Source organism: Shewanella sp. Sh95, from assembly GCF_001308045.1.
GTDB classification, from domain to species: Bacteria; Pseudomonadota; Gammaproteobacteria; order Enterobacterales; family Shewanellaceae; genus Shewanella; species Shewanella xiamenensis.
Genome location: NZ_LGYY01000186.1, coordinates 30,405 through 52,358 on the forward strand (window position 1 = coordinate 30,405; position 21,954 = coordinate 52,358).

At 46.8% G+C, this 21,954-nt stretch carries 20 protein-coding genes; all 20 read right to left on the reverse strand.

The annotated features are described in order from the left end of the window. Positions 1-186: 186 nt before the first annotated feature. Positions 187-3,951 (reverse strand): DUF6701 domain-containing protein, encoded by a 3,765-nt coding sequence (locus AEA42_RS13820; protein ID WP_082389654.1) that lies wholly within the window; start codon positions 3,949-3,951, stop codon positions 187-189. Between the two features lie 10 nt (positions 3,952-3,961). Beyond that, entirely contained in the window at positions 3,962-4,420 is a 459-nt protein-coding gene (locus AEA42_RS13825; protein WP_055648029.1) for a hypothetical protein, read from the reverse strand. Then, a complete protein-coding gene (locus AEA42_RS13830; protein WP_055648030.1) occupies positions 4,410-5,258 on the reverse strand; it encodes a type II secretion system protein in 849 nt (282 codons plus the stop codon). The genes AEA42_RS13825 and AEA42_RS13830 overlap by 11 nt, the downstream gene beginning before the upstream one ends. After that, entirely contained in the window at positions 5,258-5,809 is a 552-nt protein-coding gene (locus AEA42_RS13835) for a type II secretion system protein (RefSeq protein WP_055648031.1), read from the reverse strand. The genes AEA42_RS13830 and AEA42_RS13835 overlap by 1 nt, the downstream gene beginning before the upstream one ends. After that, a complete protein-coding gene (locus AEA42_RS13840) occupies positions 5,799-6,287 on the reverse strand; it encodes a prepilin-type N-terminal cleavage/methylation domain-containing protein (RefSeq protein ID WP_023267791.1) in 489 nt (162 codons plus the stop codon). Before AEA42_RS13840 ends, AEA42_RS13835 begins: the two co-directional genes overlap by 11 nt. A gap of 299 nt (positions 6,288-6,586) precedes the next feature. Beyond that, the gene (locus AEA42_RS13845) at positions 6,587-7,099 is read right to left on the reverse strand and encodes a type II secretion system protein (RefSeq protein ID WP_023266934.1); all 513 of its coding nucleotides are present in this window, start codon (positions 7,097-7,099) and stop codon (positions 6,587-6,589) included. Positions 7,100-7,113: 14 nt separating this feature from the next. Further along, the gene (locus AEA42_RS13850) at positions 7,114-7,620 is read right to left on the reverse strand and encodes a type II secretion system protein (RefSeq protein ID WP_055648032.1); all 507 of its coding nucleotides are present in this window, start codon (positions 7,618-7,620) and stop codon (positions 7,114-7,116) included. Positions 7,621-7,675: 55 nt separating this feature from the next. Continuing rightward, positions 7,676-8,293 (reverse strand): prepilin-type N-terminal cleavage/methylation domain-containing protein, encoded by a 618-nt coding sequence (locus tag AEA42_RS13855; RefSeq protein ID WP_023266932.1) that lies wholly within the window; start codon positions 8,291-8,293, stop codon positions 7,676-7,678. Between the two features lie 76 nt (positions 8,294-8,369). Continuing rightward, entirely contained in the window at positions 8,370-8,864 is a 495-nt protein-coding gene (locus AEA42_RS13860) for a hypothetical protein (protein WP_055648033.1), read from the reverse strand. Positions 8,865-8,902: 38 nt separating this feature from the next. Then, positions 8,903-10,123 carry a type II secretion system F family protein gene (locus AEA42_RS13865; protein WP_055648034.1) on the reverse strand — a complete coding sequence of 407 codons (1,221 nt, stop codon included), beginning with the start codon at positions 10,121-10,123 and terminating at the stop codon, positions 8,903-8,905. A 2-nt stretch (positions 10,124-10,125) separates the two neighbouring features. Next, on the reverse strand, positions 10,126-11,886 hold the full coding sequence (locus tag AEA42_RS13870) for a GspE/PulE family protein (protein WP_055648035.1): 1,761 nt from the start codon (positions 11,884-11,886) through the stop codon (positions 10,126-10,128). Beyond that, positions 11,883-13,196, reverse strand: coding sequence for a tetratricopeptide repeat protein (locus tag AEA42_RS13875; RefSeq protein ID WP_055648036.1), 1,314 nt, complete (start codon positions 13,194-13,196; stop codon positions 11,883-11,885). Before AEA42_RS13875 ends, AEA42_RS13870 begins: the two co-directional genes overlap by 4 nt. Continuing rightward, on the reverse strand, positions 13,193-14,122 hold the full coding sequence (locus tag AEA42_RS13880; RefSeq protein WP_055648037.1) for an AAA family ATPase: 930 nt from the start codon (positions 14,120-14,122) through the stop codon (positions 13,193-13,195). Before AEA42_RS13880 ends, AEA42_RS13875 begins: the two co-directional genes overlap by 4 nt. 6 nt (positions 14,123-14,128) lie before the next feature. Then, the gene (gene mshL / locus AEA42_RS13885) at positions 14,129-15,814 is read right to left on the reverse strand and encodes a pilus (MSHA type) biogenesis protein MshL (RefSeq protein WP_055648038.1); all 1,686 of its coding nucleotides are present in this window, start codon (positions 15,812-15,814) and stop codon (positions 14,129-14,131) included. A 14-nt stretch (positions 15,815-15,828) separates the two neighbouring features. Continuing rightward, positions 15,829-16,146 carry an MSHA biogenesis protein MshK gene (locus tag AEA42_RS13890; protein WP_055648039.1) on the reverse strand — a complete coding sequence of 106 codons (318 nt, stop codon included), beginning with the start codon at positions 16,144-16,146 and terminating at the stop codon, positions 15,829-15,831. Next, positions 16,133-16,783 carry a hypothetical protein gene (locus AEA42_RS13895; protein ID WP_055648040.1) on the reverse strand — a complete coding sequence of 217 codons (651 nt, stop codon included), beginning with the start codon at positions 16,781-16,783 and terminating at the stop codon, positions 16,133-16,135. The genes AEA42_RS13890 and AEA42_RS13895 overlap by 14 nt, the downstream gene beginning before the upstream one ends. After that, on the reverse strand, positions 16,780-17,382 hold the full coding sequence (locus tag AEA42_RS13900) for a PilN domain-containing protein (RefSeq protein ID WP_037422409.1): 603 nt from the start codon (positions 17,380-17,382) through the stop codon (positions 16,780-16,782). Before AEA42_RS13900 ends, AEA42_RS13895 begins: the two co-directional genes overlap by 4 nt. Next, complete coding sequence (locus tag AEA42_RS13905) at positions 17,379-18,257, reverse strand: hypothetical protein (RefSeq protein WP_055648041.1); 879 nt, start codon at positions 18,255-18,257, stop codon at positions 17,379-17,381. The genes AEA42_RS13900 and AEA42_RS13905 overlap by 4 nt, the downstream gene beginning before the upstream one ends. A gap of 238 nt (positions 18,258-18,495) precedes the next feature. Further along, the gene (gene csrD / locus AEA42_RS13910; RefSeq protein WP_055648042.1) at positions 18,496-20,406 is read right to left on the reverse strand and encodes an RNase E specificity factor CsrD; all 1,911 of its coding nucleotides are present in this window, start codon (positions 20,404-20,406) and stop codon (positions 18,496-18,498) included. A 215-nt stretch (positions 20,407-20,621) separates the two neighbouring features. Beyond that, positions 20,622-21,866 carry a malic enzyme-like NAD(P)-binding protein gene (locus tag AEA42_RS13915; RefSeq protein WP_037422400.1) on the reverse strand — a complete coding sequence of 415 codons (1,245 nt, stop codon included), beginning with the start codon at positions 21,864-21,866 and terminating at the stop codon, positions 20,622-20,624. Positions 21,867-21,954 lie beyond the last annotated feature (88 nt).

Sequence of the window (21,954 nt, forward strand, 5' to 3'; positions counted from 1 at the left end):
AACGCGCCTTATTGAACAAAAATCAAACAACCCAAAACCCCATTTAATACAAGCTGGCAACATGCGTAAAACCTGTATCTTGCATTTTAGCCTCAGCATGATGCTTTGAGTTCATGCGACAAAACGCATCGCATAACGATAAATCACTACGGACTAATTCCAATTCAGCAAAATCGATCTACCCCACTAATTAACTTCTCGCCAGTAGATGATTCTGTCATGACCTCGGTAACGCCCAAAAAATGCACTCGCACGGGGTTCGGCTAAGCTAGTTGGAGAGACCCCATTCCAGTTCCAATACCATTCTAACCAGGTTGGTACATCTAAAGGCGCGGTCACTTGACCGCGATATAAGTTGCCACTAGAGGTGAGGGCTCGCCACAGCAAATCAAATTGCCCCGCTTGAAATGCTGAAGATGCGCCAGTGCGAGTAATACTCTGCCCCGTGGCTAAATCGGGATCAAAGTTGTAGCCAAGGCCTGCATTATCCACCTGCGACCCTAGGCCATAGGTGGCAATCGTGCAGCTATCATTTCCATTTATTACCCAACTAGTGCCATTCCAATACTCAGCTCTTGTCGGCATTTTAAGGATTTCAGTCTCTGGGCCATAGGTATTGTCCATCACCACCCTGCCGTGGCGCAGGATCTGTGTGGAGATTTTCTTGGCATTACAGTTAGTGCAATTACCCGTGGTTGCTGCATCCATATCCGGTAAAGCCACATAGCTGTATACCCCATTTGGTCTTGGGTCGTTGTCCAGCAATTGCACGCCAATATCAAGCAGTTCGAACGGGCCATCCTGATACAGATTGGCAGCAAGATTTGGCGTTATTCGACTAAAGGTTGCTCGATAAGCGCCATCCACCGTCGCCACACCCTGACTCCAACTATCAACCTTTACAGGCAAGGCACTTAAGCGACTCTGTAAATCGACACCATTGTTATTGTTTTCTCCGACCAATTTCGCGGTCGCAAGGGAAAATGGTGGGAAATAGTTTTGTGTCACCGCGCCGCCGATATTCAAGGCTTTGATGCTCATTGACATGGGAAAAGGTTGATCCATATAACTAAAACTGCCACAGGCAGGTAAGACAGAAACGTCTCCCACTAAAAATCTATCGGGCACAAAGCGACCAATATTGGCTGAATAGCCAATCGGAATATTCAAACTGCTGGCTGAGCCAAGATAATTAGGACTCGCCTGCGCCGTAATTTGAAATACGCCAACTTCGCTAATACTTTGATTACTGATGGTGTTGAGATTATTAGTTTGCGCGGTATGGCTATAGGAAGTGACGCCTAACACCCCATCATGGCCACCACTGGCGATACTAGGCGCAACAACTTTACTGACAAGCTTCATGGCTTGGTCGCTAAAGTTAGGTGTCGATAAGTTGCCCGAACAAAAATCCGTATCGCCATCTTTTTCCCATGCCATGGCTTGTAGTGTCATACCGAAATTCTGCCCCGCTTTACGGTAAGCACTACAGCTCATATCCGCACTTGGGCAGCTGGCACTGGCATCCACGGGTTTGACACATAATCCTGCCGGCACACTGACAAACTGATCGGAGCCTGTCATGACTAGACCTTGTTCATTACCACTACCAATATATTGCGCATCGAGCTGTAATTTACCCGCATCGGGATAATTCACCGAAATATTTGCTTGTCCGTTCGTATCAAATAACAGACTCAGCGCCGTTGGCGAGGCGCTCGAGCTACTAATTGCCGTATTGTTGATCGTGACGGCTTTCGGCGAGATGGGCGCACTTGGGGTCTGATAACTGCTCCAGAAATTCAGCGTCTTAGTCTGACTTTGGAAGCTTGGAACACACTGCTGAGTCACATCAGATTTTTTCACAGCCTTAACTACTACCTGCTCGGGGCGATTCGCACGCTTATCAGGCACATCGAAGACAAAACCACTGTCGGCAAAGGTGAGTGAACAGTTGTTTTCACTCAGGCCACCATTTCCGATACGGCAAAGGGTTTTACTTAAAGGTTTGGTTGTCGGGCTCGAACCTTTTACACCTAAAGTCACAATGCCAGCAGTATTGCGCCGTAATTGTAATTGCGTAGTACCCCCACTAAAGCTCACCTGATTACCACCAATCCATACGCCTTCGGAGGAGGATTCAGGTAGCAAGGTCGCCGTCAAAGGGTCAGTAAAAAGCTGGCTACAACTGGCGTTTGCACAGGCTCGAATTGTCACAGTTTCGGGATTACAGGTTAACCCCTGACCCGTATGGTCAAACTCAAAATGATCGATTTGCGCGCCAATAGGATTAGATTTCAACGCACAAATCTGAACGTTATCAATTTCATGGTTGTTATTCGAGCCACCGGTTGACCCTGTAAGCGAGAGTAAGAAATCACTCGGTGTTGCCGCTTGTCCCGTTTGCGCGATGGCATTAAAAGCGGGAATTAAGGTGACAAATCCCGAACCCGTATTACGTTCAATCTTCACCATCGACTGACCGGATACCTGCGAGTCGATAGTGATTTTATATCTATGTGCTGGTGACACATTGTTGCCATCGACCGTGGGAGATAAACAGTTACCACTGGTATTGGTCGTGCCATTATTACAAGTCCCACGCAAATAACGGTAACCGGATGTGCCTGAACCAGAACCGCGAACAGCAACTGACTGACGCCGTTGTCCCGAAAGATTTATGCTCCCGCCTTCACCGGAAAAGTTGCCAAACTCATCGATCCCGATACCTAGCCAGCCCCCCGCAAATCCGCTAATACCGGGCTTGAATCCATAACCTAAGGGACCACCAAAGGCACCAGGCTGGGGAGTGATGGCCGCATCTGATAACACCAACGCGATACCGTCGGCACCACTACCGCCATAGGCATAGTGATCAAACTGGATCTCAACTAAGTTATTGGCCGCGGGGAATAATCTTTGATAGGTCGAGGCCGTGGATTGATTGGATTTTGCCTCGGTTAAGCGCATACGACCACTGACAATAGCAGGGGTAAAAGTACCACTACTACGGGATACTACCCAGTCGTTACTTAAGGCACTCTGAGAGAAGTTATCGTTAAAGCACTCTAAAACGGGCGCAGGATTACAATTTGGAACAACATCAATCTTTGCAGCATTATCATCAAATTTAATACTACTGTTGCCACCTAAACTTATATTTCTTGCAGTAATAGCTCCTTCCAAATAAGAACTACCGTCTAGCACCGCATTTCCTTCTGCAACAACATAGGATTTAAGAGATGCCCCTCCATTGAGAGTGAAATTTGAATAGCTATAAATGAGAAATTTTTCAGCCTGGCCAATGGTGTTTAAGTTGTAATGTCTATAGTTATTCTTAATAAAAAATGACACAGTACCAGTTGATGGAAAGACCAGAGTTACACCGTCATTAATAGATAAAGTTTCAATCCAATATTGCCCTGCAGCCAGTTCGATCCGACCCGAAGTAGCTGTAAGGGACTTCATTTTATATATGCCACCTTCACTAACAAAACGAATTGTCTTATCAGAACCGCCCTCCAGTAAAATACGATTATATTCACCTTCAACGATATCAATTTTTGTATTATTCCATGTTGGAGGGCCGACATTTACAGCACTTGAAGACGAACATTGAGAGAAATCAATACGATTAGAAGGTAAACTGGCAATATAATTTCCTGCTCGGCACCAACGATAGGAGTTATTAGTCGTCAAGCATAAAGTATCAAGGTTGTATCCACCTTGAATATAGTTATATGTTGGTAAATAGCTATACCAAATGAGCGCATTATCAGGTGCATTATATAAATAAGAGCTATTGAAGGTAATTGAACCATTTCTACTGTAATTGTTTACACCTTCTATAAAGGTTGTAGTCCAATCAGCTTTCACCAGATGGGATGTGAATGCCATGATTATGGGCAAAAGAATTAATGGGAATTTGGCTATTATTTTGTTAAATATCATTTTTGATAGCTTAGTTGCCACGGGCTTCTACCTCTACTTGGCGGCTCACTCGGGTATCCCCACTCTCACACACCGCTTTACTATTAATCCGAAACTGAGTGACAGTACCGACGGAATAGGATGCACAACTTAAATTCACGCTACAGGCATGAAACCCCACCACATTGGGTGGCGTCCAAGAGTTTGCAACACTGGTACATGTCGCCGTCGCATTAGCGGGGGCGTTTAATGGGAATAATTGCGCTAATGCGGCATCGGCACCGCTGTTTGCTGCGGCTAATGCACGGGTCCCCCACACCTCTTGGGTTAATCCGCTATCTGCATCTTCAACAATATTGATTAAGGCGGCGGCCAATAAAAACATCACGGTAATGACAAAAATACCGATGACTAAGGCGCTACCATCTTGGCGCCGAGCCGAAGACTGACAATACTTTGAGCGCGATAGGCTAACTAAGTTAAGGGACATTAATCACCTGCACTTGATGTCGATATTGAAATGTCTCGCCGTTGACATTAAATCGTGGTTGTAGATGCACCATCGCATTATTGACTAGACTGGATGGTGTTAAGATCAGCGGTAAATCGGCGTTATTACTCAACACATTAGCCACATTCTGTGCCATTAGCACACCCGAACTCATATCCGCAGGTGTTGGCTGGCTGGCATTCAAACCATAGCCAGTATAACGCTTTAAGCTTAACTCATTAGTCGATGACGCTTTTTCAAAGCAATAACTCACAGGTGCCGAAGCAAAATAGATCCGTTGACGCGGAGAGGCTTCGGCAAATCTCGCATTGGCAGTAAAGGTTAAAGTCACTTGGTTTGCGGCGCTGCTAATGCTGTTTATCTGCGCGCGTTTTTGTCTCGCGCTGTTATACACATCGCTATCGGTTAAGGGATAAATCCATGCATATTGGTTCGTCGCGATCTTACTGTTCAGATTATCTAAAATCACAGTTCCTGTGAGGGTGGCAGCACTCGGCGCAATTGGCATCGACAAATAAGTAGTACTCGCCTCAATAGGGACGAATTCAACGCACTGATAGGTTAAGCTATTACCATTGAGCCGCACACTGTTAGGCACGGCGCTGCGCAGCTCGCGAGTCATACGCTCGATGGCGAAACGACTCTGGCTTAGCACTTGATCGACCGAGCTTGACTCCACAAAAATCCGCGTGCCGAAAATAATAAAGCTACTTACACCCACCACCAGAATGCCTAAGATAAGGATCACAGTGACCATTTCGACCAAGGTAAAACCCCGTGAGGAGCGCGCTATGCGCTTTGCGGATAAAGCGCCCATTAGTAATTGCTCCTCACCAGATTGTAAGTGATCACTTCGTTATCTGGGGTAGTCACATTAATGGTCACTAACTTGGTATTGGGTGCAGAACCATAGGCGACAGAGACACTTAATTGATAGTTCGGATACACCTCTGCATAAGTTTGGCTGGAATTGAGCATAGTGGCGTTTTGAGTTAAGCCGTGATAGTCATCCACATCGTTAAAATCGTTGCGTCCCTCTCCCGCTTCGGGCCCCAAGTTGGCCGAGCAACTACTGCCTAATGGACTCCCGCAAGCCGGCACTCCGCCATTGGCATTGGTATTTTGATCATAACGTTTGCCCCAAATCTCATTCATTACCGAATGAGCAAGTTCGGCACTTTTTACTCGGTGTAAAGTCTTGGCCGCGCGATCCGCCTGCGGAAATAACATGCTACTGAGCATCACAATAGCGATGGCAATGACTAACATGCCGACCACTAATTCGATTAAAGTAAATCCTTGTTGTGGTTTGGATTTTAAGAATGGCGTTATTATTCTGCTCTCCAGCAATCGAGGATTAATTCGCATAAATATAGCCCTCGCTGGAGATATTAATCGCCACAGTGTCATTGGCAATCACATTGATACACGGCCCATTACAAGCAAGCGACGCTCGACCATTGATATCAAAATCAAGATAAAAGCTCTTGGCATTGTTGCTGATAAGCACTAACTGCGCACCACCTTGAAAAGCTTGGCTGGATAAAGGGTTAGGAGATAAAGGCGTGCCCGTACAACCAGTGCTATCGCGACTGGCAAACTGACTCACTTGATAGCCTGTCGCTGAAACGACTACGCGGTAACATCTATCGGTATTATTCAAGGCTTTTTGCTGAACTTGGCGCAGCTCGGCCATAAATTCATTGCGCAGGCTAAAGGCGCTGTAGGATGACTGGCTAAATAAGCGCGGCAATACCGTCACCGACAAAATCCCAATCAGGATAATAGTGGTCACAAGTTCGACTAAGGTAAACCCAAACTGTCTGCCGCTGGAAAATCTTCGCATTGTCCGCTTTGCCGTGATGTTAGGTTCTAGGTTCTAGGTTCTAGGTTCTAGGTTCTAGGTTCTAGGTTCTAGGTTCTAGGTTCTAGGTTCTAGGTTCTAGGTTCTAGGTTCTAGGTTCTAGGTTCTAGGTTCTAGGTTCTAGGTTCTAGGTTCAGTTTCTGCCAACTTGATTCGTAAGGCAAATATTTCGCCTAAACAAAAGAAATAATGAGCAAATTCAATTTATTATAACCAATAAACTAATAGATTGTTGGCCTAAAAAAAAGGCCTGCTAGGCAGGCCTTTACGTATAACTAAAATTAACAAGCCGAAGCTGCTGGTGTTGCAGTAAATGTTGGAGCTGCTGTTGCTGTAGCAGGTGTATATTCAATAAAACACGTTGCTGGCGCACCTGCCTGCCAGAACTTAGCTTTACCTGATGTAGTTGTAGTATCTACGACCCAATCAGTTGTAGCACCAGTCGGTGTTGTACCTTCGCTGATAGTAATATCCAATGAATTTTTAAAGTTATTTAGAGAAGCTCTCATATAACCATAGTCGGTAGTAACTAATACAGCAGTACTAGGCGTAGCTGTAGCATCTCCGCTTAAAACAACAGATTGGTTTGTTCCTTTCTCTAAACCTGCAAGCGCTGCTTTTGAATAGACTAAAGTATTCGCTCCTTGGATCGAAGCCTTCAGACCATTCAGCGCAGACACTCGCGCATCACCTTGCAAATTAATAAACTTAGGTGCTGCAGTAACAGCTAAAATACCTAAAATAATAATTACAACCACTAATTCGATTAATGTAAAACCACTTTGCTTTTTCATTCTTTAAAACTCCGTTAACACGCTGTAGCTACAACCTTATAAACAGGTAATTGAGTATTCGTTGCAGGTGTATATTCCAAACGGCAATCTTCAGTGTCTTTCTTTCCCTTAGGAACAATAATGAAAGATGTCGCACTTTTATACACAACACCAAAGTCATTCACTGCACCAACCGTATCAGTTGCTAAGGCATCAAACTTCATATCCAAAGCATTTTCTAGGTTAGTTTTCACAACAGCAGAACTAGTAGCACTGTTGAGGTATCCATAATCAGTCGTAACATCAACGCCAGTTGCAATAGTTACAGTCTGAGCAGCGGCTTTTTCTTTACCTGCAAGAGCAGCCTTTGAATAAATCAAAGTATTAGCCCCTTGTAAAGCAGCTTTCACACCCTCAACTGTCGATTTACGCGCATCTGATTGAAGATTAATAAACTTAGGTGCTGCTGTGACAGCAAGAATACCTAAAATAATAATAACTACGACTAACTCAATTAAGGTAAAACCTTGTTGTCTTTTCATCATTAACTACCTATTTAATAACAATTCTAAATACGTAAAATTCACGCCTGAATAATTAAGGCGTAAATGGTGTTTGAGTGAAACTTAATACTTTGCCTGTACCCGGATTATAAACCACGCCTTTAGCGCCAGTGGTTGATAAATCTGGTGCCGGAGTTGGCACACCTGTATTTTGGTTTAACACCAGTGAGGCTACTTGATGATAAACACATAAATCCAAACCACTCACGGCTGTACCCGCAATTGAATTAGTACTGCCACCCGCACCATCAATTACACGTACTGTATAACGTTGATTTCGCGCATCTTGCGAATAGAGCACATTACGTGGCGCACTTTGTAATACCGTATTGAATACCTGCTGACAGCTCGCATCCGTCATCGCCGTTGCATCGGTACCAGAGGTACCCGTTGGATAACCAAAACGTGGGTCTAAAGATACTGAAGTACCATCTAAGATCACACTGCTATTTTGGCGACCATCGACTTCCCATTGTGAACGCACAAAACTTACGGCTGTGGATAAACCACCGGCCACACCGTCCACACTAGCATCTTCAGCATCATCGGTGACGTTTAAAAAACGTGGGATAGCTGTTGCCGCAAGCAACCCCAAAATTACGATCACTATGACCAGTTCAATCAATGAAAAACCATTTTGCTTAGTTTTCATTAGTCTCTCCCTATCTTGATGAAAGTCCATTCTAACAGCTAAATCAGTTTAAAAAAGCCCGTTACTTAACAATATTTTAGGAAGACGTCAAAAAAATGACCCTGCCAGAATTTAGTTGATAGCCGATACTATCGCCATTTTGTGACCGAAAACGGCAGCTATTATCCTTAGCAAAATACGAGCCTGTAAGGGATTCGCTCCCCGGCTCCTGACCCATTAATTGCTGCCAGAGTGCTTGGCAACCTTGGTCATCAAATTGGCTAGGCTGCGGCCAGCCCTGTACGCCCATCACCACAAACGTTTGCTCGCTATTTGTACTTTGCTCGTTAAACACTTCCCAATCTAGTCGCATTTGTTGTGGTTTGCCAAGGGATAGCCACTGGGAGCGCACCATAGCCAACACATTTAAGAAGCGCGTATGTTCGAGCTCCACACTGCGGGCAGCAAGTTGTGGCATAGAGGCAAAATATTTAACGCCAATTACCGCGAGAATAGCCAAGATCAAGGTCAAGCTAACGAGCCGACCATACACACGTAATAGATCGCTTTCAGCCTTCTGCTGGCTCTGCATCTATTTGATCCTAAATGAGTTAAATTCTCGACTCGGCATTACTTCCCGCCTTTAACCACGTTGAGCATGTCCCACATGGGCAGGTAAATACCCAGCGCTAAAATCAATACAATCACAGCTACGATCCCGATCAAAATCGGCTCTAACTTAGCCGTAAGATTTTTAAGATCGTAGTCGACCTCACCTTCGTAAAAATCGGCGGCATCGTTTAATAGTTGGTCAATTTGTCCGGTTTCTTCACCGACGGCGACCATTTGCAACACCAGTGGCGTAAACAATTTGCTCTGGTTAGACACCCTCAGCATAGATTCGCCTGACTCTATGCCACGGCGCATCCCGACAATTTTGTCGTGCATATAGGCATTATCCACCGCATCGGCCACTAGACTGAGTGCCTGCGTCATCGGCACTCCCGCGCTCAACATCATCGAAAAACTGCGGCAATAACGGGAGAGGGTCGAGCGCTCAATAATCGAACCCACGGCGGGAATGTGTAACTTCCACTGATCCCACTGTTTCTCGCCTTTTTCCGTATGATGCCAGTAGCGGATGCCAATAATGGTCCCGAGCAGTATTACCAGCATCAGGGGCCAGTAGTTGACAAACAGATTTGATGTACCGATTAACACCTTAGTCGCCCAAGGCAGGTCGGCACCAAAGCGAGCAAACATCTCGGCAAATTTGGGGATCACCATGATGTTTAAAATCACCATGGCTAGCGCGATGGCAATCAATACAAATATGGGATAACGCATCGCAGCCTTAATCCGGCGGCGGGTTTCCTGCTCACGCTCGATATAACCCGAGAGCTGAATAAAAGCATCCTCTAACTTACCGGTGTTTTCGCCCACATGAACCATAGAAACAAACAGAGAATCAAATACATCTGGATGTTGATTCATGGCCGATGACAACGGGCGCCCCGCCGTTAACTGCTCTGAAATATCATTCAACGCATCCTTCATACGTTGGGAATGCGCGGTTTCAGATAAACCGGCAATAGCCCGCAAAATCGGGATCCCCGAACGCGTAAGGGAATACATTTGCCGGGTAAAAATTTGCAATTCATCTAAACCGACTTTACTGCCAAAGAGCTGTGTCAGTGAAAATGACTTAGTCACCTTTGCCGCTTTAACCTCCAAGGGAATAATGCCGCGCGCTAACAGCATATCGGCCGCCGCCCCCTCGGAGGCAGCATCGAGCTGACCTGTTACGGCCTGACCTTGTCCACTGCGTCCACGGTATTGATAAACCGGCATAATTACGCCTCAACGCCTTGCTGACTGATAATATCCCGTGAGAGTGGCACCTGCGATTCACTCACATCCTCAACTAGCTTAGCCACCTCTTCAATGGTCGTCATGCCCTCGCTCAAATATTGCAGTGCTGACTCGGCAAGCGGAGTAAAATTCGGGCTTTGCAGGGCTGCACGGGCAAAATCCTGTGGATTACCGGTACGCATCGCATCGATCATCTTTTCATCCAACTCGAGGATCTCAAAAATACCGATACGGCCGCGATAACCACTGCCGTTACAGCTTTGGCAGCCAGTGCCAATGCGGAACTTGGCCGATGAAAAATCCTGACGACTCACACTATTCAGCCAGGCTTTTTCCTGCGCCGTAGGCTGATATTCCACCCCACAGTTATGGCACACGCGGCGCACTAAGCGCTGGGCAATAATCACCCTTAACGCACTCGCCACTAAGTAACTAGCAGCGCCCATATCGAGCAAACGTAGCGCGCTGGTCACCGCATCGTTAGTGTGCAATGTGGATAACACAAAGTGACCCGTAAGTGCGCCCCTAAGACCAATCTCCACGGTTTCTTGGTCACGCATCTCACCGACCATGATAATGTCCGGGTCTTGACGCAAAGTAGTGCGCAGCACGTTCGAAAAATCGAGCCCAATCTTATGGTTAACTTGAACTTGGTTAATCCTTGGCAATTGATATTCGACCGGATCTTCTACCGTGATGATTTTGCGATCCGCAGTATTCAGCTCACTTAAGATGCCATACAAGGTAGTGGTTTTACCGCTACCCGTAGGTCCTGTCACCAGCAACATGCCGTGGGGGCGTTTAATCTGCTTACGGATACGCGCCAAAATATGCGGCGGCATCCCCGTCTCATTTAAGGTCAACAAGCCTGCAGATTGGTCGAGTAGACGCATCACCACAGATTCGCCGTGGTAGATCGGCATGGTCGACATACGCACGTCAATCTTGTGGCCCTTAATTTCCATATGGAAACGCCCATCTTGCGGCAGACGTTTTTCAGAAATATCCAGCCCAGCCATAAGCTTAAGGCGCAAAACTAAGGCCGAAGCAATGTTGACTTCGTTTAGAATGGTCTCGTGTAACTGGCCGTCGATACGTTGGCGGATCCGCAGCGCTTTTTCGCCAGGCTCAATATGAATATCCGAGGCACGCATTTGCACCGCGTCTTCAAAAATCGACTGCAGCAGCTTAACGACGGTAGTTTCATTATCGCTATCGCTCGAGGTCAGGCTCGCCAGATCAAACATTTGATCTGCGGCATATTCCTCTTCGAGCTTACCGGCGATTTGCGCGATTTGGTCGGTGCGACGATACAGGTTATCGAAGGCTTGCAGTAATTGCTGCTCGGGCGCGACCGCAACACTGAGCTTTTTCGGTGCGATTAAAATTTCTAAATGGTCGAGCGCCTGCAAATCCGCCGGATCGCTCATGGCCACTAATACCGTATCACCCCTATCTTCCACCGCAAGAGCGCGGAAACGCCGTGCTTGCACCTCGGGGATAAGGCTCACCACTTCGGCAGGGATGGGGCGTTTGCTGATATCTAGCAGTGGCAAATTGAGCTGCTGCGACAAAAATTGCAGCAGTTGGGTTTCGGTAATGGAGCGCAGTTCAATCAGGGTGCGGCCGAGCTTATGCCCTGTCTTGCGCTGCTCACCCAAGGCTTGCTGTAACTGCTCTTCGGTAATAATCGATTCTTGAACTAACAGATCGCCCAAACGCATCTTTAATCTGGGTTTCATTGGCTATCTCCTAGTTGTTGTAAACGTTGTTCAATAAAAGCCGTGGCTTGGCTCGACAGGCCTGAATAACTTAAGGCGGTGCGATAGGCCTGACTGGCGGGGCCGAATTGCTGCTGAGAATCGAGGGCATAGGCTAATCCCATCCACCATTTCCCCTGCTGCGGCTCCTGCTGTAATAACTTACGGTAAGCCTGTTCAACTAACGAATATTGCCCTTGTTTTTGAGCCAAATCCGTTTGCGCTAACCACTTTTGTCGAGCTAAAGGATAGCTATCGGGAATTTGAGCAAGGCTAGTAAGAGCCAGATCTGTCTCGCCCATAGCATGTTGCACCCTTGCCAATAGCAAAGCAAATTCAAACTCTTGCGGATAAAGTAATATTCCCTGCGCTAACACTTCGGCCGCTTGAGTCAGCTCCCCTTGACCATAGTGCAGCGCCGCCAGTTGTTTGCGCGACTCGTGCAAGCTCGGGTCAAGCTTGAGTGCCTTAGCGTAGTAATCCATCGCCTTAACCAACTGCCCCTGCTTTTCAGCATCTGCCGCCAACACTAACTGCTTTTGCGCGAGTTGGCTTGGGGACAACTTCACTTCTCGAATCGCCATTTGCCCAGTTGATTGAGCTTGGCTTGAAGCTTGAACCGAAGCTTTGCTCGAAGATTGAGTCGCAGCAGGCACGACTGGCTCACTCGCCTTGCCCTCTGTTTGAGTTGTTTTTACTTCGCTCTGGCTTGCGGTAACGTCTACTTGATTTGTTTTAGCAGTAACCAGTTGTGACTCACTTTGGACCTGCACCGACTCTTGGGTTAATCCCGTCTTGCTAGGCGTATCGCTTGAGGTGTTTGCCGCAACTGATTCGGTTGTCGGTTCACTACTTGGCTCCACGGGCGCCGTATTTACACGGGGAGATTGAGCCACACTTGGGGCAGATTCTGCTGACGCAGATATATTCTTTGCAGGAGCCTCTGTCGACGACGGACGCACTTGCGCCATCTCTGCTGTTGGCTGATTTGGTGTAATCGTTTCTGTTTCCAGAGGACTCGTATCAGTCTGTGGGCTGGCATTATCCGGCTGAGTTTGCGCACTCGCTACAGGATTTACACTGTCATCCGCGACGCTCTTTACACCGTAACTCGCCTGAAAAGCATATACCGATAAGCCGCCCACCAGCAGCGACACTAAACTGATGACTAACCATTTGCGCGATGGATTGGGGCGCCCTAAATACTGCGCCTGATGCACTGCGACATTACTGAGGGAATGCCCCTGCTGGCGCTTATCGAGATCCTGCAGCATCTTGTTGATCACACTCATGCGGCGCCTCCCCACAACTGTTGCAGGTTAACGCCAGAGAGCAGTAATGCCACAATTGCCGCGGCACATGCTATCAGTGCGATCGCCATATACGCTGGCCACCTTTGTAAGCCGCGACTGGCATCTTCGGTATCTTGTATCGCGCCCTTGATGTGGGCCATACGCACTTGCGTTGCGCCTTCGCCAAAACTGAGCATCAGGGCCTTATGGGCTAATATGTTGATTAATCTTGGAATACCACGTGATGCCTCGGCAATTTTACGGGTCAGTTTAGGGCTGAATAACGCCAGTCCCGCATAGCCTGCCACCGCTAAGCGATAACGAATGTAGGCATCGGTTTCATCCCAGGTTAGCGGCCGCAGACTGTAGCTAAAGGTAATGCGCTGCCGTAATTGTCTAAAGGCTTGACGCTTTAATCGCTCATCCAACTCGGGCTGACCAAAGAGCACCACTTGCAACAACTTACGGCTCTCGGTTTCAAGATTGGTAAACAGTCGCAGCGCTTCGAGGCTCTCATCGGGTAAAGCCTGCGCTTCGTCCAGCACTAATACAATGGCGTGACCATGGGCGCTCAGGGCGAGTAATTGTTGCTGGATAAGTCCGGTGAGTTGCTGCTGATCGATTTCGCTGGTGTACTTTAACCCAAGCTCATTAGCCACCGCCCAGCGCAGCTCGGCGGGGGTGAGATAAGGATTAGGAAGATACGCACAATGGAAGCCCTGCGGCAGCTCATTAATCAACTTACGGCAGATTAAGGTTTTGCCCGTGCCCACTTCGCCGGTGACTTTGATAAAACCTTCCCCGGTTTGTAGGGCGGTCTGCAATACTTGCAGCGCCTCTACGTGCGGGGATAACCCGAAAAAAAATCCGGTATTAGGTGTTAACGAAAATGGCGTTTGGCTGAGTCCAAAGTGCTTCAAATACATGAAAGCTTACTTATTTTCTGGATACCAACGGTCGAGTAAGGTCTTAGAACGCTCTAACTCGTTTTTCCAAGTATCATTGCCTACTACGGTCGGCTTTAACATGATAATCAACTCGGTTTTCTTCTTCTGCTTGCTGCGGTTTTTAAACAATTCGCCGACGAGCGGAATATCACCGAGCAGCGGCACCTGAGAAACCACTTCGGTATTTTCGCTCTTCATCAAACCACCGATCACCACCACGTCGCCAGAGGCCGCGCGGATAACGGTATCGGATTCGCGGATCTCGCTCTGTGCCAGCGGCAGTTCTAAGGATTCGCTGCTGACCTTAATATCCTTGGTTTGCTCTTTAACATCGATAACCGAAGGATGCACATGCAGTAACACATTACCGTCTTTGTCGATTTGTGGCGTCACATCCAATGCGATGCCCGAGAAGAACGGCGTTAACTCTACCTGAGGCGTGGTCACAGGCGTAGTGCCCGCTACTGTGGTCGATGACACGTCGGTGACGAAGTACTCGTCGGTACCGACTTTAATCACCGCCTTTTGGTTGTTCGATGCCGTCACCCTTGGGCTGGACAACACATCCACATCGCCTTGGGTGTCGAGCAGGCTAATCATGGTATTGAAATCCGAGCCTTTAATGCTTAAGGACGTCACGCCACCGAGGGAAGCGGTAATTTTATCGCTCAAGCCTGCGCCCGCAGAGGTGCCAAAATTGATATTGGTATTACCTACGTGACCCAATACGTTATCCCATTGAATACCTTGCTGATAACCATCAGACAAAGTGACTTCAAGGATTTTCGCTTCGAGGATCACTTGGCGTTGCAAATGACTTTCGGCGGAATTTAAAAAGGCACGTACTTGGCGCAGCTCATTAGGATAAGCACGAATCGTCACTAATCCCGCCTGTGGCGTCACCACCACCTGACGACCACCGCCAGTGTCACCAATAATGGCGCTCAAGGTTTCTTTCAATTCGCCCCAAAAATCGGTCTTAGTGCGCGAGCGAATAAAGGTGCCGTTGGTGCTATCACTGCTGTTATTGTTGCCGTAATTACCGTTGTTCGAATTATTATTGTTGCTGTTATTGCCAAAATTGCCGTTGTTCGAATTATTATTATTGGAGTTATTGTTATTCGAGTTGTTATTGTCGGAGATCCGGCCCGAACTCACAGAGGTCAGCGATAGACCATCGCGCTCCATGTATAAGTAATTTAATGGGAAAGTCTCAGTTCGCATCCCCGCAGGGAATACTCGCAAAATACGTCCTTCACGGCTGACTTCATAGCCATAAATATCTTCAACCACTTGAATGGCTTCGCTCAATGTCACGCCTTTTAGCGACAATGAAATCGTGCCCTGCACATCGGGATGCACCGCCACACTAAAGGGGGTGCCCTGAACGAGGCTAGGGAAAAATACCCTCGCATCGACATCATGGGCAGAAACATCGATACGACGTTCGGTTTCCATGGGCGCAGCTAAACTGCCCATTAAGGTATTAGTATTCAGTTCACGCTGCACCGCGTCTGGCATAACGGCTGGCGGAGGTGGCGTTGACTGCTTCGCGGCCTGCATCGACGCAGAAAGAGCCTCTTTTGATGCCATCGGCTGCGGTCTATCTGTAGTTTGGCAAGCCATAAGGCAAAGTGAGAGTAAAGGTGTGAAGTATTTAATGGCGGTCATCTGAGTCTTATTCCCTATCTCTCTGTTATTGCTTGAAATAATGCTAATTTCCGTCCGTCAGAAAGTGATACTGACGAGGGGGTAATACGCACGACTTTGACCCCTTGGATGCTATCACCTACGGACACAATTTTATTATTAATCACGGCGTAAGCCGTGTTGCCTGAGCTGACAATACTGTTGAGCACTAAGGCTTGATGCTGATTTTGACTCGCAGCGCCTACAGCCGAATAGCCTTTACCGGGCAAAGTAGGGTCCCGTAAGTTTTCAGCCGACACTTGTGCCGAAATCACCAGTAATGCGATGAAAATATAAGGCTTATTGAGCAACACTGATAAAGTCCTTATTAATACTCAAAGTATAAAGCTCGATATCGATTTTCCCTTTGGGGTAATCAGCCACTTTATAGTCGAGGCGTTTCCAGTAAAGTTTGTCGGGCATGGCTTCTACTGCTTCAACAAAACGCAATACCGAGAAATAATCACCTTCTAAGCTCATGCGGATCCCATGGCTATACAAATTCAACTTTTTCTCTTCACCCACCGCAAGCAGTGGTACGGGCGCTACAGAGGTAAACTTCAGTAAGGTAATTCCCTGAACCTGCCCAAGCAGATTACCCAATAGTTCAGGCATATAATCGGCGGGCACCATATCGACCATCTGCTCGTTAAGCTGAGTATCAAGCTGTTGATTTTGTTGCTGTAGCAAGGTTAAACGCTGGCGATAGTCCTGATTGGGATCTAGCGCTAATCGCTGCTGGTATAAATCAATCTGTTGCACCGAAACCTGATTTTCTTGCTCTATGACCTTTAACTGCTGCGCCGTCGAATACTGTTGTTTCCAAAGCGACTCAATAGGCATATAAGCCAACATAGCGATCAGTGCTAACAAGGCAATGGCGATTAGCCCACGCTCGCGTTGGCTGAGAGCATCAAACTTTTGCGCTAATTGTTCAAATTGGGCTTTCATCGCGCCTGCTCCTCTGGGGTCTCACTCGTCAGCGTGAAAGCCAGCGGTTTATCCTCACCGCGATCCATAGTCATAGACGAAAAAGCCTGCCCTTTTAAGGTCTGGGTCGCTTTTAGCTTACTCACCCAAAGCGGGATACTCTGTGGATGATCAGCAAATCCTTCAAACATAAAGTGCTGCTCGTTAATCACAATATGGTTAAGCCAAACACTCGCATCGGCCACCATAGCCAAATCCTTCAATACAGGTGCAAAACCTCGGCTGGTGAGGGAGGAACGCAGTGCCAGCTCATTCATTAATAATTGCTTTAGCTCGAGCTGCTGTGACTCTAACTCGACGCGCGCAACTAACTCAGGATCGGGTTTACGGGCGGCGATTTGTGCTTCAAACTCCGCCTTTTGCTGGTCAAATTGCTGTTTTTGCGCTGACGCTTGGCTTAGCGCCTGCACAGACTCATTTAATGTCCAATAGCTAAAACCGGCAACTGCACCGCAGACAACTAACAAGCCTACGGTATAACTGATTAATTTAGCGAAGGTTAAGCTCTGCTTTGGCGGCAATAGGGCGGCAGAATATAGGTTGACTCTCGATTTTATCACTCGTCACCTCGTGAAAGCTCACTAAAGGCCAATCCCGCCATTTTCGCGCCAACGGAGGTCTTATTAACCACGTTTACAGCTTGATTAAAGTTGGCTGACACCAACTTCGCTAAGGCATCGATCGCACCGTCGGCAAATAACTCAATGGAGTTAACAGGAGGCTGGCGCAGTTGACTCTCAAAATAATCCATAGATCTTTGAATTTCTAGGCTTAAGTTATCTGCCAATCCATAGTTTAGTTCATCCACTTCAGCCTTATCTAATTGGCTAAAACCGCGTACACGGCGCTGCATATATAACAGCCCCTGTTTTACCACCGTCAGTAACAACTCCTGCCCAGAATGATGGCTAACGACCAATCTTGCCTGATTATCATCCATAAACAGGTTGGTCATCGCGAGTTCTTCGATGCTAATCCCTAAAATAGTCAAGCCTTGCTCACTGATGGCTTGAACCATATTGATCAATTTGTCTTTATCGACCACAACAACATTGAGTTTATTGCTTGGCAAAGGGGGCTCAAAATAATCCAAGTGAATTTGCGGCACAGGAATATTGACCATATCTTTTATAGACCAAATCAAAGCTTGAGATAATTCTTCACTATCGACATTCGGTTTATCGGCGACGAGCAATTGATAGCGACCACTACTAAGAGTGATCTGTAAAGCGGCATGGGGGAAAGTGCTGGCAAGTTCAGCAAAGACACTTTGCCATTGATCTTGTTGTAATTCAAAAGAAACCCACTGCTCATGCTGACGTTCGGTGGCAGGTGCATAGACCCACAGCTTATCAGCACAGACATACACCCCCAGTGCAACCCCCGTCTGTTTGGCTCGCCAAAAGGCCAACCGAGCAAAAAGTCCTTTATCCATAAAAATGCCTGTCTTCCGATAAAGTTAAGCTTGAGTGATAAGCCAGCGAATTGCGCTATTTCTACAACACCAGACGGAGATAAGCTCACAGCATTTAGAATGCGAAATTCGTCATATCCAGCGTCATAATTTTGGCACAGGCTAGTTTATCCGCTAATCTGTGAATTTTATAGAGAAATTCAACAACCCAGCCCTATTCTTCCACGAGGATCACATCACTCGGGGAAAACAATACGACTTATAACACCTCTGCTGGATCGCTAAAATACATGCCCTGGGCCATCCCCACCCCGAGAATTTGCAAAGTTTGCCATTCTTCAAACACTTCAACCCCCTCCGCACACACTTGCACTTCAGTACGGTACAAACCACCGATTAAACTACGAATAAACAATTGATTTTCAGGGCGTAAATGAATATGACGTACGATAGAACGGTGCAGTTTAATCATGTCGAAATGGCACTCTCGGATATAGTAAGTGCCAACAACCTGTTGTCCAACATGGTCGACACACAGACGAGCTCCCATCTTACGGATCATATCGAGTTTAGGCTGAAGCTTGTCTTGATGCTGGATCACTATATCCTCTGACACCTCAAAAATCAGTTGAGGTGTCAGATGGCGATGCTCAAGTAAGGTCGTTTTAAGCCACTGGGTAAAGGCCCGGCTCATCAAACTATCTAAGCTAAGATTCACACTATAGATTTGATCTTTATGCTGCTCTTGGCCGAGCAACCCCAATACACGCTCAATCATCTGCCGTTCAATTTGTGGCATCAAACCACATTTGTTTGCCATGGGGATAAACAACGTCGCCCGCACTAATGTCCCTTGATTATCCCGCGCCCGGGTAAAGATCTCTTTATGGTGCTCTCTCCCATCTAAATCCATAATGGGCTGACTAAAGGGATAAAAACGCCGCTGAACTAAGGCATTCTCTAAGAAGCTGCGCCAACGCACTGAACCTTTGGCAAACTCCTCATCAATCGCGCCCTTATCGTACATAAACCAATTACTATTACCTTGTAATTGAGCAGCACGTAACGCCATATCGGCCTCATCAAGCAGCTGATTAACATTATCCCCGGCGGTAAAATAAGCACAGCCCAAGTGGTAAAAGTTATCTCTATTGTCCACATCATCGGGCAAGGTTTGACTCAAGCAGACTTTAAGTAACTTACTGGCGAGCTGATCTGCCTCAATCAAAGAAACATGGGGCACAACTATCGCAAATTGATTGTGGCTACGCCGCGCAAAAATACTGTTCGGCAAGGTTTGCAAGATAGAGTTAATACTATTGACCGTCGCATGGAGTAACTCTTTAACAGCAGCTTCACCCTTTGCCTGCTGTATCAAATCGAGATCATCCATTTCTAACAGATAAATCACCCCATGAGCGACCATACCTTGGTCATGGCTCATGGCATCGAGACGGTTATTTAAAAACAGCCGATTACCAATACGGGTTTGCGCATCTAAAAAGGTATTGGAGCGAATAAACTTATCGAAACGACCTCGTTCCTTATGGGCATCCTGCAATTCCTCAAGCAGTTTGGTTAAGGCTCTATTGATTAGCCTTGGCTTACCATTACCAGGGGTTGCCAGCGCTTGTTCATGCTTACCTTGTAAAATTAATCGACTGCGCTGAGCAAGCTCTTCGATACCATCCAACTGCTGCGAAAACCATATATGCCCGAAACGTACCAAAGCAACCACAGCTAGTAAGCCAATGCCCAAGATAAGCAACTCATACCAACTCACACTGTAATGTTCGAAAGGTTGTGGCAAGCTCAGAGCCATTGTGAGACCCGACTGAGGATCGAGCAAATGGGTATACACCATGGCATTTTGCGTCTGCACATTGCCGTGATAGGCGAAAAGCACTTCGCTCTTCATGGTTAAACGAAATTCAACGGCGTTATACGCCAGCAACATGGGAGGCAGCCAAGACTCCAACTCCCAATCGGGCTGGGAGTGATAATGCTCTATTAGAAGGGATTCAAGTTCAGACACTTTCTGCTGCTGAAACTTATAGGTTAATTGTACAAAACTCATCATTGCGCTGAGTAAAAACACGAAGGCAATAGCGGCTAAAGACATTAACCAGAAGCTGGTTAGTTTTGTTGTTAACATTCGAGTGAATTTCATCGAGCCGCTATCCTGCAGGATTATTATAATTATTGGTGCACTCTTAACATGAGTTAAACAAATGCTACTCAAGATTATTCAGTAGCATAAGCTAAAAGGCAACCTAGGATTTATTTTCAAAGACATTGAAAATCGCGCCAATAGCAGAGATTTCAGCCAACGTTAAAACAAAAAAGAGGCTAATTAGCCTCTTCTTCTATTAATTCTCTTGTCGCTTAATCCGCATATTGGGGCAAAGTCGTTATTGCAGCAACACCCGAATCAATGGCCGCTTGCGCCACGGCGCGGGCCACGCGCGGCAATAAACGTGGATCCATCGGTTTTGGTAACACATATTCAGGACCAAAACTTAATGAACTTACCTTTGGATAAGCTTTAAGTACACTTGCTGGAACTTCTTCTTTCGCTAATCCGGCAATGGCATGCACAGCCGCAATCTTCATCTCATCGTTAATGCACGATGCACGCACATCTAATGCACCGCGGAAAATAAACGGAAAACACAGTACGTTGTTCACTTGGTTTGGATAATCGCTGCGACCAGTGCCCATAATTAAATCGCTGCGCGTTGCGTGGGCAAGTTCAGGTTTTATTTCAGGGTCTGGGTTTGAGCAGGCAAAAATCACTGGCTTATCCGCCATCATGGCCACTTCTTCAGCACCAATCACATTTGGGCCGGATAGCCCTAAGAAAACGTCAGCGCCTTTAATCACATCTTGCAAAGTACGCTTGTCAGTCTCATTCGCAAACAAGGCTTTGTATTCATTCAGATCAGTACGACCCGCATGGATCACGCCTTTGGTGTCAAGCATGTAAATGTTGGCGCGGTTAGCACCACACTTCACTAACATGGTCATACAGGCAATGGCAGCCGCACCAGCACCCATACACACAAAAGTGGCATCGCTAATCAGTTTACCTTGAATCTCTAAAGCGTTAATCATGCCAGCTGCGGTAACAATGGCTGTGCCATGCTGGTCATCGTGAAACACTGGCACATTACAACGCTCAATCAATTCGCGCTCGATAACAAAGCATTCAGGCGCTTTGATGTCTTCGAGGTTAATCCCACCAAAGGTGCCAGCAATGGCAGCAACTGTATTAATAAACTCTTCAGCAGTGTTATGCGTTACTTCAATATCGGTCGAGTCGATATTAGCAAAGTGTTTGAATAATAGTGCCTTACCTTCCATAACTGGCTTTGAAGCCAATGGACCTAAGTTGCCTAGGCCCAGAATCGCCGTACCGTTAGAAATAACGGCAACAGTGTTACCTTTGTTGGTATAACGATAGGCATTTTCAGGATTAGCGGCAATTTCACGTACTGGTTCAGCCACACCCGGGCTATAGGCTAGCGCGAGGTCATGGCTCGTTTCAGCAGGTTTAGTGAGGCATACTGCAGTTTTACCGGGAACGGGGAATTCATGATAATCGAGTGCTTGTTGACGAATATCTGACATTTTAACATCCTGAAATGCGACATTTATAAGTATGGAAGTAAGGCCGACCGACTCAAGATCACCTCATTTATGGGTGATTTAAACAGTG

Coding starts and splice junctions, on each gene's coding strand:
- AEA42_RS13820 (WP_082389654.1), bottom strand. CDS start 3,951: ATGATATTTAACAAAATAATAGCCAAATTCCCATTAATTCTTTTGCCC.
- AEA42_RS13825 (WP_055648029.1), bottom strand. CDS start 4,420: ATGTCCCTTAACTTAGTTAGCCTATCGCGCTCAAAGTATTGTCAGTCT.
- AEA42_RS13830 (WP_055648030.1), bottom strand. CDS start 5,258: ATGGGCGCTTTATCCGCAAAGCGCATAGCGCGCTCCTCACGGGGTTTT.
- AEA42_RS13835 (WP_055648031.1), bottom strand. CDS start 5,809: ATGCGAATTAATCCTCGATTGCTGGAGAGCAGAATAATAACGCCATTC.
- AEA42_RS13840 (WP_023267791.1), bottom strand. CDS start 6,287: ATGCGAAGATTTTCCAGCGGCAGACAGTTTGGGTTTACCTTAGTCGAA.
- AEA42_RS13845 (WP_023266934.1), bottom strand. CDS start 7,099: ATGAAAAAGCAAAGTGGTTTTACATTAATCGAATTAGTGGTTGTAATT.
- AEA42_RS13850 (WP_055648032.1), bottom strand. CDS start 7,620: ATGAAAAGACAACAAGGTTTTACCTTAATTGAGTTAGTCGTAGTTATT.
- AEA42_RS13855 (WP_023266932.1), bottom strand. CDS start 8,293: ATGAAAACTAAGCAAAATGGTTTTTCATTGATTGAACTGGTCATAGTG.
- AEA42_RS13860 (WP_055648033.1), bottom strand. CDS start 8,864: ATGCAGAGCCAGCAGAAGGCTGAAAGCGATCTATTACGTGTGTATGGT.
- AEA42_RS13865 (WP_055648034.1), bottom strand. CDS start 10,123: ATGCCGGTTTATCAATACCGTGGACGCAGTGGACAAGGTCAGGCCGTA.
- AEA42_RS13870 (WP_055648035.1), bottom strand. CDS start 11,886: ATGAAACCCAGATTAAAGATGCGTTTGGGCGATCTGTTAGTTCAAGAA.
- AEA42_RS13875 (WP_055648036.1), bottom strand. CDS start 13,196: ATGAGTGTGATCAACAAGATGCTGCAGGATCTCGATAAGCGCCAGCAG.
- AEA42_RS13880 (WP_055648037.1), bottom strand. CDS start 14,122: ATGTATTTGAAGCACTTTGGACTCAGCCAAACGCCATTTTCGTTAACA.
- mshL (WP_055648038.1), bottom strand. CDS start 15,814: ATGACCGCCATTAAATACTTCACACCTTTACTCTCACTTTGCCTTATG.
- AEA42_RS13895 (WP_055648040.1), bottom strand. CDS start 16,783: ATGAAAGCCCAATTTGAACAATTAGCGCAAAAGTTTGATGCTCTCAGC.
- AEA42_RS13905 (WP_055648041.1), bottom strand. CDS start 18,257: ATGGATAAAGGACTTTTTGCTCGGTTGGCCTTTTGGCGAGCCAAACAG.
- csrD (WP_055648042.1), bottom strand. CDS start 20,406: ATGAAATTCACTCGAATGTTAACAACAAAACTAACCAGCTTCTGGTTA.
- AEA42_RS13915 (WP_037422400.1), bottom strand. CDS start 21,866: ATGTCAGATATTCGTCAACAAGCACTCGATTATCATGAATTCCCCGTT.